The following is a 12,810-nucleotide window of genomic DNA, read 5'->3' as shown; positions in this document are numbered from 1 at the left end:
GGATATTGATAAATTTACATAATGTGACTATGTATTCCTCTGAATTTTCTGAAGAAAATGATCACGCTAATTCTGGTTCTATCACTTTGACAGATGACAAAGAGCGATCGCTCGAATGTTATATTGAGCATTCGCTCTCGGTAGATGAACAAGAATATGTTTTACTTCTACCAGTAGATTCACCTATCGAAATCTTTGCTTGGCAAGATGAGGGTGAAGAGGAAGAAGCTATTTTGGTGGAAGATGATGCCACAATTGACAAAATTTTTAGCACCGCCCAAGCTGTCCTCTCTGAGCAAAACCTGATCATTAAAAACACTGCCTATGCTTTGACAGTGGCAGGTGAGTTACCTCCGGTAGAAGAATCAGAACTCTTCACTTTAGAAATCGAAGATGATGAGGCTGATTTAGAACCAGAACAACTTCAGTTACTCGCCAGCTTCTATCATGAAAACCAGGAGTATGCGATTTATACTCCTCTTGATCCGCTGTTATTTTTTGCCCGGATCACTAATACTGGCAAGCCTGAATTGCTCTCTCCTGAAGAGTTTCGCAAAGTTCAACCGCTGTTAGAAGAACATCTATTTAATGAGGTTGAATAATCAGAGTTGAAATTTAAACCCTCAGAATTAAAAAGAGCAATCTTTAATTAAGGAAGTTTCAATTTTTAATTTTTCCATTGCTAATCTGACTGCTCACGTTATGTGAATTGGCTTGATTAGTAGTGGAATTTTATTCGTTAAGATGTCGCATTTATTAGAGGGTGTTTGAAAAGTTTTGAGTAGTGATTTTAGACACTGGCTGATAGCTTGCGTGGCGAAGCCATTCCCCCCTAATCCCCTTAAAAAGGAGTATTTAGGAGGATCTAAGGTTTTTAATACATCAGCAACCCCTTTTCAAACATCCTCTTAGGGTAAGTATTTCCAATTCAAAATCCAAAATCCAAAATCTAAAATTATTATGACTTGGAACAATGTCTTACAGCCTGACTTGATTTTAGAGGGTTCAGTATTGAACTTGACTCCAGGTATTATCCAACAATATGGGCTAAAAGGGCTGGTTTTGGATGTGGATGAAACTTTAGTACCAATTACAGTTAAGGAGGCTTCCTCGGAACTGCGAGATTGGGTAGAAGAAATCCGCGCTTGTGCTGCACTGTGTTTAGTCAGCAATAACCTGAGTGAATCCCGAATTGGGAGTATTGCCCGTTCCCTTAACTTACCTTATTACCTGGGTGCTGCTAAACCTTCACGACGCAAAATTCGAGCTGCACTTCAAGGAATGAATTTACCTGTCAATCAAGTGGGTATGGTAGGCGATCGCTTGTTTACTGATGTGATCGCAGGTAATCGTCTGGGTATGTTTACTATTTTAGTCGAACCGATTGTCCATGCTGATGCCGCCCTCCGTTCTCATCCCATCCGTAACTTTGAAGTCTGGATATCGGAGATATTAGGCGCATCTATTATTCCCAAGCAAGAAAAGGTTCACAAAGATTAACAATCATCAGGAAACTAAATCTAAAGAAATTCTTAAGAAATCTTAAGGTTTCCTGAAAATCAGAGAATATATATATTGATAATATCAGGGTCAGCTAACAAAGACCCTAGCAGATAACAGATAAATATAAACCCGTACAGCGTCAGCCTTCACTATAGAGGGATTGGCGCTGTACAATTTTTAGTACTGAGTACCGAGTACTGAGTAAAGGGTGTAGGAGGAAAATAACCTCTTGCCCCATCCCCCATGTCCTATGCCCCATGACTAAAACAATAGTTGTTAAAATCGGTACTTCTAGCCTTACTCAACCAGAAACAGGACAACTCGCCCTTTCCACCATTGCTACTTTGACGGAAACTCTGTGCTATTTGAGGCATCAAGGGCATCGCGTGATTTTGGTTTCCTCTGGTGCTGTGGGTGTGGGTTGTGCGCGTCTGGGTTTAACAGAACGTCCGAAAGCGATCGCTCTCAAACAAGCTGTAGCAGCCGTTGGCCAAGGTCGGCTCATGCGTATTTATGATGATTTATTTAGTACTTTAGAACAACCTATAGCACAAGTATTATTAACTAGGGCGGATTTAGTACAGCGTAGTCGTTATCTCAATGCCTATAATACTTTTCAGGAATTATTAGGTCTGGGTGTAATTCCAGTGGTGAATGAAAATGATACAGTAGCGGTAGAGGAATTAAAATTTGGTGATAACGACACCCTTTCCGCTTTAGTTGCTAGTTTAGTCGAAGCAGATTGGTTATTTTTGCTGACAGATGTGGATAGATTGTATTCAGCAGATCCTCGTACTGTACCAGATGCCCGTCCTATTTCTTTAATTAGTAATATGAAAGAATTGGCAGAATTACAAATCCAAACGGGGGGACAGGGTTCACAGTGGGGTACTGGGGGGATGGTGACAAAGATTTCGGCTGCGAGAATTGCGATCGCAGCTGGTGTGAGAACTGTAATTACTCAAGGACGTTTTCCGCGCAATATTGAAAAAATTATTCAAGGGGAAGCTATAGGAACGCATTTTGAACCCCAACCAGAACCAACTTCAGCGAGGAAACGCTGGATAGCTTATGGTTTGGTTCCTACGGGTAAATTATATTTAGATGATGGGGCAATAAATGCCATTTTACAAGCGGGAAAATCTTTGTTAGCGGCGGGAATTAAGGCTGTAGAAGGGAAGTTTGAGAATCAGGAAGCAGTGCAGTTGTGCGATCGCAGTGGTAACGAAATTGCCAGAGGATTAGTTAACTATAACAGCGAAGATTTGCAAAAAATTCGTGGTTGTCATTCACGGGATATTGCGGGGATTTTGGGTTATGGGGGTGCGGAAACTGTGATTCACCGGGATAATTTAGTTTTGATTTAAGCATATATACGCCATAACCTTATTTAGCAGTGTGATAAAATCAACACAGTTAAAATAATGTTATTAGCATTTTATGCACGGAAATTTTATTGACCTAGATGAATTAATAGTTCTTTGTCGAGATAAGTCAACAAAAAAATTTATTCAAGAAGCTGTCGCTTGCTATCGTGCAGGAGCATATCGCTCTTGTATAGTTTCAACATGGAATGCAGTTGTATTCGATTTTCTCCACAAATTGAGACAATTAGAACAGTTAGGAGACGGTCAAGCGACTGAGATATTAAAAGATTTTGAAAAGAAGAGTTTAAATTCAGACTTTAAAGGACTGTGGGAGTTTGAATCAAATATTCCAAAAGAAGCTCTTGGAAAGTTTGAATTAATATCACCCGTAGAACAAAAAGATATTATCAGGCTATTTGAAGATAGAAGTCGATGCGCTCACCCTTCTATGACATCTTTAGAAGAACCTTTTGAGGCTACAGCAGAACTAGCACGTTATCACTTGAGAAGTGCGGTAATGCAATTTTTACAATATCCTCCTGTTCAAGGAAGAGCAGCGAAAGAAAGAATTTTTCTAGACATAAAATCAGAGCATTTTCCTCCCGATCCAGAACGTGCAGTTGAATACTTTAAGAAAGGACCACTTGCTCACGCACGATTTGCTTTAATTAAAGATATTGTTACTGGATTGACTGTCAGTTTATTAACTAAGGATTATTCAGAAAATGAAATAAGCCGTCAGTTTTCTGCTCTTCAAGCTGTATCTATGATGTATTATCGAGAAACCAACCAAGTTTTAAATGAAAAATTATCAAATATTATTCTTGATAAAGTTACGGATGGAAATTGGTCTAAAGTAATAATTTATCTTGCAAAAATAACAGTTTGGGAAAGTTTAAGTGAACCCTGTAAGTTAAAAGCAAATACTTTCATAGAAAATTTTGATACATCTATAAGATCTAATAATCTTGATATCTTAGTAGATGCTGCTCATATAGACTTTTTGAAAGATGCTGTAAGGAAGAAACTTAGAGGTATTTCTCTAGAGAAACTATTTGAGATACAAGATATTTCTGCTTTAACTGAATTAGTAGAACCTGCGTTAAAAGAGCAGATATCAAAATCTATACAACTTTACATAGACAATTTTATCGAATCTAAAAATTATCGGAATGCTGAAGCTAATGCTCGGAAATTAAGTACAATAGCTTCTTGGTTAAAACCAGAGCAGTGGAAATATTTACTAGATGGATTTTGTACTAATGATCAAATTTACGACGCAACTGATTGTCCAGAGATTATTGCTTCTTTGTTCCAAGATTCTGTCAATCAGAATGGTTCTATTCAGCCATACTGGATAAATTTTAGACAAAAATTAGATGAGGAAGAATTTAATGATATTTCTGCTATTGACAAACTTAAGCAATTAATTGATTATCGCTCATCATTACAGTAGAGTATTTAGTTAGAAAGTTGTAGGGTGCGTTACGCTGTCGCTAACGCACCATCTTTGTATATAACGGTGCGTTACGGTGTTCCACCTAACACACCCTACAAGTTGTTTGATCTGGGAATTACCTAAACTTCCGCCTTTTCCTTATCTGCATTCAAAGCCACAACATCTTGCAACCTTGAAATCACAAATGACTTCTCTAAATAAGACAACAAACCGCCGGCTTTTGGACCCCTTTCTTTATTTAAAAACGATAGATACAAAGCCTTAAAAGCATTAGCTTGTTGAATCTGTAACTCCTTAGTAGTTGAGAAAATCAAAGTTTGCAATTCCTCAGCTTCCCAATTAGAAATATTCTGCAAATTCTCTATCAATTTTTGCAAATAAGCAACTTGTTCTTCAGTCAATTCATTTGCTTTTTCTGGGACTTGTTCCAAATAGAGAACTAACTTTTCTTCCTCATCTGCATAGTCTTGTAACCACAATTGTGCAGCAGCAATTCTTTGATTAACAATTTGCTGATCATACTCAGTTAAAGTCTGTGGACTACGTTGTTTAACCTCTTCTTGAATATTCAAACGAGGAACTTGCAACAGTGAAATCAGCGTACTAAAATCAAAAGGTTGGAAAGTTTTAACTTCATCCCCTAATTGCGCGTAAAATAACGGCATTAATTCCTCAGTTAATTCAGGAGAATTAGAATACTTGTTTATTAAAGTATCGTAGTCTCTGAATAAACGAGTCACAGTTTCATAATTTGGCGCAAAATTAATTACTGATCTTGGCTGAGTCCGCAACATCAAAAAGCGCAATAATTCAGGAGGAAGTAAAGCCGCAATTTCCTTTGCACTCGAACCCACTCCTTTAGAAGAACTCATTTTTGTGCCATTCACAAGAATAAATTCATAGGGAGAATGGAAAGGAGGTTGCTTTTGTAAAACTTTGCGAGTTATAGAATTAGCAACATCTCTAGAACCACCTTTTTGAGAGTGGTCTTTACCTGCCATTTCGATAGTTACACCCAATACATCCCACTTAGCAACCCATTCAACCTTCCAAGGTAATTTACCATTACCATCAAAAGGAGAAACCCAACCCGAATGACCACAACCTTTTACATAGTCGGTTGCATTTGGATTACAAGTGTAAAAAACTTCTGAACCGTTGTAATCTGTAGTTACAGTTGTGGCGATTTTGCCGCAATTTTCACAAATAACTTGAAAAGGATACCAGTTATTGGGACGATCTGCTTTACTTACCTCTTTATATGCTTCTCTAACGAGGTGAGCATTTTTCAAGAAAGTGTCGATATAGGAATTTAGTTTTCCAGTCCGATATAAATCCCGTAAAAAATAAGTCTCTGGTTTAATTCCTAAATACTCAAAAACCTCAAAAAATTCGCCAATGAAATACTTAGCGTAATCACTAGCTGTATCTTCTGGAGATGGAACATTACACAACGGAAAACCAAGATAAGGAGCAAACTTTTCTTGATCTAAATATTTAGGAACAGTATCCAATGCGTCATAATCATCCACACCGTATAAGAATTTCACGGGCTTACCTGCGTGTTTCAAGGCACGGTAAATAACGTCATGGATAACCACACCCCGCAAAGACCCTACGTGTACTCTACCTGAAGGAGTCTTGGAATCATTAACTACCTGGTAGCCTTGTGCATCAGCAGCGATTTTATCAGCCCAAAACATTTGCCATATTTATTTTCACAATCTCTCTATTCTACCTCTATGATTCGTCATCAGTGATGAGTTACATCAGCTATTAGCTTGTAACTGGCGCTTTAGCGTTAAAAGTTTCCATAAAATCAATACACCTGTGCATCTGCTGTTGCATAGTCTCAACATCAGTATGAAAGCGTCGTCCGTGACTGGGTAGCACCCACTCAAAGGAGTAATTAGCCAATTTACGCATTGATTGAATTTGTTCTGACCAGGAATACCAGCAGAATTCATGAAACGCCGCTAACTGGTGCAAGTCTTCTGACCAAGCAAGATGATCACCGGTGAAGAGAAATTTATTTTTGTAGAGTAAAGCCGTATGTCCTTTAGTGTGACCAGGAATAGGAATAATTAACAAATCTGGATTTAACTGCAATGGTTTGGAACCTGTTATATGTATTTCTATGTCGCGTGTTCCTGTATCAATATCATCAATATGCAAAATGCGAGAAGCGTGAAAATGCTCGGCGAATTTTTGATGATCTGCAAGATCATCTTTGTGAGTCAGGTACAGATAACGAATTCCTCCCAACTCTTCTAGACGCTTGACTAAAGGAGAGTTAAATCTGGGAGAACCTACTAAAATATTACTTTCTGGAATGAGAATTAAATAAGTAGTAGCAGCAAAAGATTTTTCTGAATGATAGCCACAATAGTAAATGTTTTCATCTATTAAAATTGGGAAACTTTGTTGCACAGATTTAATATCTTTCGGTGTTTCTACTGTACCAATCGAACTGGTAGGACAAGATAGAAGTGCTTGCAGTGCAGCTAATCTTCCTGTTTCGTTTGTTGGTTGATGATAAACCGCAGATTGTTCACCAATACGAGAAAATACTTGAGGAGCCATCCAGCGACAGGTATCACAATCAATACAAGTAGTATCAACGTAAAAATCGCCGTTCACATTTTCAGGACGACGTTGGTTTAAATGAGCCATTTTAAAACCTCTTAGCAGAAGTAATAAACTCTATCTAGATCATCACGCTAACAAAGATAATTCAGCTTCAAGACTACCAAAAGCTAGATGCTTACTAAGCAATTTGGCGTAAAAAATCAACCATATAAACTCATACCGCGACTTTCATTATTATTAATAATTTAGAAAACTGTATTTTTTGAACATAAAAGATGCTCGGAATTTGTCATTCTCAGTAAGTACCAAAGGTGATTTTTATGGTGAGACGAGAATTTGACTATATTAGAGAATGTGGAAAAGTCAATAGTACCTCTGCCAAACCAGTATTTAGCATTCTGTTAATTGGTGGAGCAGAAGGGGGAAAATCTGGAGAAGAGGCAGCCACTGAATGGTTCCTCAATAAAGCAGATCGAGGCAACTATTTAGTTCTTCGTTCCGGTGGAATTGGCAGACAAGCTGATTGGATTTGTGATCATTATAGAGATTTGATTACTTCATCTGCTGAACTTTCTATTGACAGTCGGGAAGCAGCTAATGATCCGAAAGTTATCGAATACATCCGCGAAGCTGATGCTCTATTTATAGCTGGTGGTGATCAGAATGCCTATGAAGATTATTGGGAAGGTAGCGCTGTAGAAGATGCAATTAATTTTTTGATTAATGAAAAAAAAGTTCCTGTTGCGGGAACTAGTGCTGGGATGGCGATTTTGGGAGATTATTATTATGCACCTTCCCATCGAGGAGTACAGAGTTCAGAAATTTTAAATGATCCTTTTCATCACAACACAAAGGATATTTATCGCAGTGACTTTATTAAAGTCCCATTTCTCAAAAATGTAATTACTGACACGCATTTAGACCGAATTAATAAAAATCATTCGGAAACAAGATATGGGAGACTTTTTGGATTACTGGCTAGAGTTGTTCATGATAGCAATCAACTTTCAGTTTTTGCTATTGGTTTAGAAGAAGGTGCATTTGTTGCCATTGATGAAAAGGGAATTGCTAAGGTATTTGGCAATGGTTCAGGTAAAGGAGAAGATGCCTATTTTCTGAAAACTAACGGTATAGTACCAGAACAAATTAAACATAATTTACCCTTAGTTTGGAATAATAACGGAAAAGCTGTTAAAGCTTATAAAATTGCAGGTACACCAGCAGGAAGTGGACAATTTGATCTCAATAATTGGTCAACTGCTTCTGGAGGAACTTGGGAATACTGGTTTACCAACGGTGGAAACTCTGGTTTTAAAAGAAACCCAATCAATTAATCTGAAATATTTAAGCTTAGGGAGTACCAAAAAATAAATTATCCAATTAATCTTTACCATATCTCGTTCCTAGTCAGAGACTAGGAATGCTATCACAGAGGCTCTGCCTCTACTCTCATTGATAGCGGGATTTCGCTGTAAGTAAGTAGGTACATATCTAGCGGGCAAGACTTCGACAGGATCAGTCCGAGGATGCCCGCACCACGAGAGTTTCATTATTAAAGTTTGTACTAAATGAAATCCGCTGTAATTAAATTGATGCCATCATTTTGTGCAGCCTTACATAAAATTGGTATTAGATAATTCAATAAAAAGAAATGCCCAATGTCATTCTGATAGCGCAGCATGGCATATAACAAGACAGGATCATTACTCTTAACTGAATACTTATTTATCTTCTTGCATAGTTCTCACAGTTCTTGTTACCAGATTTCTAGGGAAAAATCCGACAATTTTCGCCAGTATTTTATTTAGCAGTCCGGGAATTACAATTGTCTTCCCTTCCATTAAAGCATCATAACCAATTTGGGCAACAGTTTTAGCATCCATCATCTTCTGACCCTTCACTAGTTTAGAATCTGCCATTCCTGTTCGTTCATGAAAAGCAGAAACTGTTGAACCTGGACAAAGCACTGTCACCGTCACACCTGTTCCTTCTAATTCATTAGCTATAGCTTCAGAAAAGGATAATACATAAGCTTTAGTTGCAAAATAAACTGCCATTAAAGGTCCTGGTTGAAAAGCAGCAGCAGAGGAAACATTTAATATTTTTCCTTTGCCTTCCTTAACCATATTTTTGAGAAATAACTTAGTTAAATGGGTGAGACAAACCAAGTTTACCTGCAACATTTCTAGTTCAGTATTTAGGTTTGTTTCATTAAATAAGCCATGAGTACCAAAGCCGGCATTGTTCACCAGCACATCGACTTTAATATCTGCTTGTTGTAGTTCTGTAAAAATTTCTTCAGGAGATGTTGATATAGATAAATCTTTGACAATAGTTCTGATAATAAGCTGAAATTTTTCCTGAAATTCTATCGCAATTTCTAGTAATTTTAACTCGTTTCTATCTACTAAAACAAGATTATAATTCTCAGAAGCAAAAATACAGGCTAATTCGTAGCCAATTCCACTGGCAGCACCAGTAATAAGAGCAGTTTTTTTATACTGTCCTTGATCTTTGATTTTCATAGCAAAAGTTTGGTGAATTTCACCACAAGTAATATCAGTTGAGTCTTGCTGAGTAAAGAGTGATAAATCAATAAAAATAGGTTGACTAGAAATTAATTAATGTTCTGACAACTTATTTATTACTATCAACCACTCTTTCCCAGCATTGAATCACTATATTTAGGCAAGACTTAAGAAGCCAGTCTGCATTAAATAGGAAGTGTAAGTGATCAATAATTGAGAATCAATTGGTGGACAAACGATAGAACTTCCCTTCAATGCTTCTAGAGTTTTTTCACAGCTAATAATTGGTCTTCTAGCTTGCAAATACAAATCAGGAATGGTTATTTGCTCATCAGACCAACGTTCTAATAAAAATGGACGCAGAGTGTATAAAGGATTATCTTGAGAAGTGACATTATTGATTAACTCTGCTTGCCATTGTTCGTAGGGAATCATCTGAAGTGAAAAACCAAAAGTTCGTATCCATTCAACTAAAGACTTTAGAGAAGCTGGTTGGGGATGTTGTAAATGGAAAGCTTTACCAATTGATGTTTCTTGACGAGATAGATATACAACGGCTTTGCTTACATAGTCTACAGGAGACATATCTAACATATAATCTACATCAGGGAAATATCCCATTTGTAGACAGCCTTTGATCATCAAATTGATAAAATCGTGGGTATTACAAATCCCTGTTTTGCTATCTCCAGAAATTAAAGGTGGTCTGTAGATAGTAATAGGAAGCCCTCTATCACCAGCAATTTTGACTAATTTTTCTGCTACCCATTTAGTCTGAGAGTAACCGAGAAAAATACCTTGCCAATCATGAAAGTCATCCTGTTCTTTAACAACTTTACCAGCATAGGCAGTTGATTCAAAAACAGCGACACTGGAAACATAATGTACAGGCTTAACTTTGGTTTGACAAGCTAAACGCAAAACTTCTTGAGTTCCTAAAACATTAGCTGCTTTTAATGCTGAGTAAGGATACACATAATTCAGCAAAGCACCACTATGATAGATAACATCAATATTAGCAGCTAGATTTTGAAACTGTTCTGTACCAATACCCAAAAGTGGCTGTGCTAAATCACCAACAATTGGGATAATTCTAGAAGAATATTTATCATCCCAAAGTGCATACTGTTGGAGATTGTTTGCTAATTTGCTCTTACCTTCGGTAACATCAGTAGCACGCACTAAGCAATAGATATTTGCTTGAGTTGCTTCTAGCAGTTCCTTAATTACAAAAGCACCTAAATAACCTGTTCCCCCAGTTAAAAAGATATTTTTGGGGTTGCTGACAGATACAGCAGATATTGAACTGGGTTGAATAGTGGGGTCAAGAACAGCTTCAGCAGCTAAATCTAGAAAAGGAGGAGCAATATTTACAGCAGTAACTGTTCCAGTTTCTGAATCTTTTACCTGAGATTGTTTGGGAACTTCTTCAGCTAATCGTTCAGACAGTGAAGCAATAGTTGGGTAATGCCAAAGTAAAACAGGAGAAGGTTTAAAACCTAGTAATTGCTCCAATTTACTGATGATAATCATAGCTTGGGCTGAATCCAAACCATAATTTTCTAAATTTTCTTTGACATCAACTTCTTCAGGTGTGACTCCAATAACTTCAGCCAGATTAGACACCATGAATGCTTGAATATCTTCAGCATTATAAGCAGGTTTTAAATTCATTTTTAGATCTCCAATATAGAGTGAACTGGGTGATATTGACCGTAGTAATTAGGGATTTGCAAACCTTGAATTTTCAAGCTTTGAATGCGGTATAAAAAGGCTGTTCCCAACATGATGTGATATGCAACATCAACCACATGACGATTATTAGGCTCTGCTAGATAGGAACCACGCACCCAGTCATTGAAACCACCCATAGCGGGACCGCACCAAATTTGATAATCGACTTCTCTTCCTTTTTCACCAGAACTAGACCAACGAGAGGATAGTCCTAAATACCAGCGAAAAATTAAAGCCATTTTTAGCTTCGGATTATTGACTGCTTTACCCAACTTTTCAGGGTTTTTCTGGGATAAATAAGCAGCAGTTCCCTCCCAAACTTCAGCGATAGTTTTACGAAAGATTTGTTTTTCTAATTTTTCTCTTTCCGCAAGGGGAATATCTTCAATTGAGTCATAATTGCGGTATAATTCATATAGTTTCTGCGCCCGCATTGGGAACATTGTCCCGCGTTTGAGAACTTGCAATTTGACTCCCATTTCAAACATATCTGCTGCTGGAGCCATCATCATATCAGCCATTTCTGCTTGGGCTAATAATTTTTTGGTATAATCACAAGCTCCAGATTCAATACAGGATTGATTAATTGAACCAGTCACTATATAAGCAGCACCCATCATAAAAGCAGCTAAGGCTGATTCTGGTGTACCAATCCCTCCAGCTACTCCTACTCTAATCGGTTTTTGATAATTATATTGTGCTTGAATTTCATCTCGCAAAGTAATAATTGATGGTAGCAAGCAAACCAAAGGACGATTATCTGTATGACCACCGGAATCGGCTTCAACGGTAATATCATCAGCCATTGGTACTTTGCTGGCAAGACTTGCTTGAAATTCAGTAATTAATCCTTGCTGAATTAATTCTTTGAGAATTCTTGCAGGCGCTGGTTGCAAAAATTTAGTCGCAACTTCACGACGAGAAATTTTGGCAATGACTTTATTTTTAATTTCAATTTCATTGGCTGCATTTAAACTCAGTCCAGCAACTCGGTAATAAACGATGTTGGGAGTTAAGTCTAAAAATGCAGATGCTTCTACAGTTCTTACCTCATATTTGAGGTATAAATCTACTGCGCGGCGTTCAATGGCTGGTTCGTTGGGACTGTGAATTAAATTAAAGGCATAAGGGCCATTAGGTAAGGCTTCTTGAATACGGTTGATAGCAGTTTCTATCCGGTCTGGAGTTAAACCACCTGCACCAAAAGAACCTAAAAGCTGCTCTTTTCCTAGTGCAATTACCATTTCTTCGGAAGCAATACCACCTGCCATTGCACCTGTCATGTAGGCAGATTTCACACCATGAACGGCAAGAAAGTTAGGGTCGCCAAATTGTTGCAGTCGCAATGGTGGAAGTGAGATTAAAAGTTCCGCTTGTGCTGAGAAACCGTTATCAGCAGATGCTAAATAACCATCGTTAGTAACGCCAATGTTACTAGCTACTTTAAGAATGTAACAAGGTTGATCTAATGATAAAAATTTATCAATGATGGCTTTTTGTTCAAAAGCAATACAATCTAATGAACCTTTCCAAACTTGATTTTGATTATTGGATAAGGTAGAAAAAACAAGACCATTATCGTATTTATTTAGTACCGTATCGAGTGTTGTCACGGTAATTGTTCCTCAAT

The 12,810-nt window shown here is 37.5% G+C and carries 10 protein-coding genes; 5 read left to right on the top strand and 5 right to left on the bottom strand.

The window, feature by feature from the left end:
* Nucleotides 1-29 precede the first annotated feature (29 nt).
* The 4 genes from ACSQ6I_RS18385 to ACSQ6I_RS18370 all read left to right on the top strand — a co-directional run bounded on the left by ACSQ6I_RS18385 (nt 30) and on the right by ACSQ6I_RS18370 (nt 4,326).
* Nucleotides 30-602, top strand: a complete 573-nt coding sequence (locus ACSQ6I_RS18385; protein ID WP_438891735.1) for a DUF3727 domain-containing protein — start codon at nt 30-32, stop codon at nt 600-602.
* Nucleotides 603-960: 358 nt separating this feature from the next.
* Nucleotides 961-1,500: a YqeG family HAD IIIA-type phosphatase gene (locus ACSQ6I_RS18380; protein WP_438891734.1), complete on the top strand. Its 540-nt coding sequence runs from the start codon at nt 961-963 to the stop codon at nt 1,498-1,500.
* Nucleotides 1,501-1,760: 260 nt separating this feature from the next.
* On the top strand, nt 1,761-2,870 hold the full coding sequence (proB, locus tag ACSQ6I_RS18375; RefSeq protein ID WP_438891733.1) for a glutamate 5-kinase: 1,110 nt from the start codon (nt 1,761-1,763) through the stop codon (nt 2,868-2,870).
* A gap of 73 nt (nt 2,871-2,943) precedes the next feature.
* A complete protein-coding gene (locus tag ACSQ6I_RS18370; RefSeq protein ID WP_438891732.1) occupies nt 2,944-4,326 on the top strand; it encodes a hypothetical protein in 1,383 nt (460 codons plus the stop codon).
* A 122-nt stretch (nt 4,327-4,448) separates the two neighbouring features.
* Here the strand turns inward: ACSQ6I_RS18370 and lysS are convergent, their stop codons facing one another.
* Entirely contained in the window at nt 4,449-6,032 is a 1,584-nt protein-coding gene (gene lysS, locus ACSQ6I_RS18365; protein ID WP_438891731.1) for a lysine--tRNA ligase, read from the bottom strand.
* A 73-nt stretch (nt 6,033-6,105) separates the two neighbouring features.
* The gene (locus ACSQ6I_RS18360) at nt 6,106-7,002 is read right to left on the bottom strand and encodes an MBL fold metallo-hydrolase (RefSeq protein WP_438891730.1); all 897 of its coding nucleotides are present in this window, start codon (nt 7,000-7,002) and stop codon (nt 6,106-6,108) included.
* Nucleotides 7,003-7,238: 236 nt separating this feature from the next.
* Between ACSQ6I_RS18360 and ACSQ6I_RS18355 the strand changes: the two genes are divergently transcribed.
* Nucleotides 7,239-8,252 (top strand): cyanophycinase, encoded by a 1,014-nt coding sequence (locus ACSQ6I_RS18355; RefSeq protein ID WP_438891729.1) that lies wholly within the window; start codon nt 7,239-7,241, stop codon nt 8,250-8,252.
* A gap of 387 nt (nt 8,253-8,639) precedes the next feature.
* Here ACSQ6I_RS18355 and ACSQ6I_RS18350 read toward each other — a convergent pair whose 3' ends face one another.
* From ACSQ6I_RS18350 to ACSQ6I_RS18340, 3 genes are all read right to left on the bottom strand, one after another.
* On the bottom strand, nt 8,640-9,443 hold the full coding sequence (locus tag ACSQ6I_RS18350; protein WP_438891728.1) for an SDR family NAD(P)-dependent oxidoreductase: 804 nt from the start codon (nt 9,441-9,443) through the stop codon (nt 8,640-8,642).
* 159 nt (nt 9,444-9,602) lie between these two features.
* Complete coding sequence (locus ACSQ6I_RS18345) at nt 9,603-11,120, bottom strand: thioester reductase domain-containing protein (RefSeq protein WP_438891727.1); 1,518 nt, start codon at nt 11,118-11,120, stop codon at nt 9,603-9,605.
* A 2-nt stretch (nt 11,121-11,122) separates the two neighbouring features.
* Nucleotides 11,123-12,793, bottom strand: coding sequence for a PfaD family polyunsaturated fatty acid/polyketide biosynthesis protein (locus ACSQ6I_RS18340; protein WP_438891726.1), 1,671 nt, complete (start codon nt 12,791-12,793; stop codon nt 11,123-11,125).
* Nucleotides 12,794-12,810 lie beyond the last annotated feature (17 nt).

This window comes from Anabaena sp. WFMT (assembly GCF_051781005.1).
Taxonomy (GTDB): Bacteria; Cyanobacteriota; Cyanobacteriia; order Cyanobacteriales; family Nostocaceae; genus Anabaena.
This window is presented reverse-complemented; position numbering and strand designations above follow the sequence as displayed.

Coding starts and splice junctions, on each gene's coding strand:
- proB (WP_438891733.1), top strand. CDS start 1,761: ATGACTAAAACAATAGTTGTTAAAATCGGTACTTCTAGCCTTACTCAA.
- lysS (WP_438891731.1), bottom strand. CDS start 6,032: ATGTTTTGGGCTGATAAAATCGCTGCTGATGCACAAGGCTACCAGGTA.
- ACSQ6I_RS18355 (WP_438891729.1), top strand. CDS start 7,239: ATGGTGAGACGAGAATTTGACTATATTAGAGAATGTGGAAAAGTCAAT.
- ACSQ6I_RS18370 (WP_438891732.1), top strand. CDS start 2,944: ATGCACGGAAATTTTATTGACCTAGATGAATTAATAGTTCTTTGTCGA.
- ACSQ6I_RS18380 (WP_438891734.1), top strand. CDS start 961: ATGACTTGGAACAATGTCTTACAGCCTGACTTGATTTTAGAGGGTTCA.
- ACSQ6I_RS18350 (WP_438891728.1), bottom strand. CDS start 9,443: ATGAAAATCAAAGATCAAGGACAGTATAAAAAAACTGCTCTTATTACT.
- ACSQ6I_RS18345 (WP_438891727.1), bottom strand. CDS start 11,120: ATGAATTTAAAACCTGCTTATAATGCTGAAGATATTCAAGCATTCATG.
- ACSQ6I_RS18385 (WP_438891735.1), top strand. CDS start 30: ATGTATTCCTCTGAATTTTCTGAAGAAAATGATCACGCTAATTCTGGT.
- ACSQ6I_RS18360 (WP_438891730.1), bottom strand. CDS start 7,002: ATGGCTCATTTAAACCAACGTCGTCCTGAAAATGTGAACGGCGATTTT.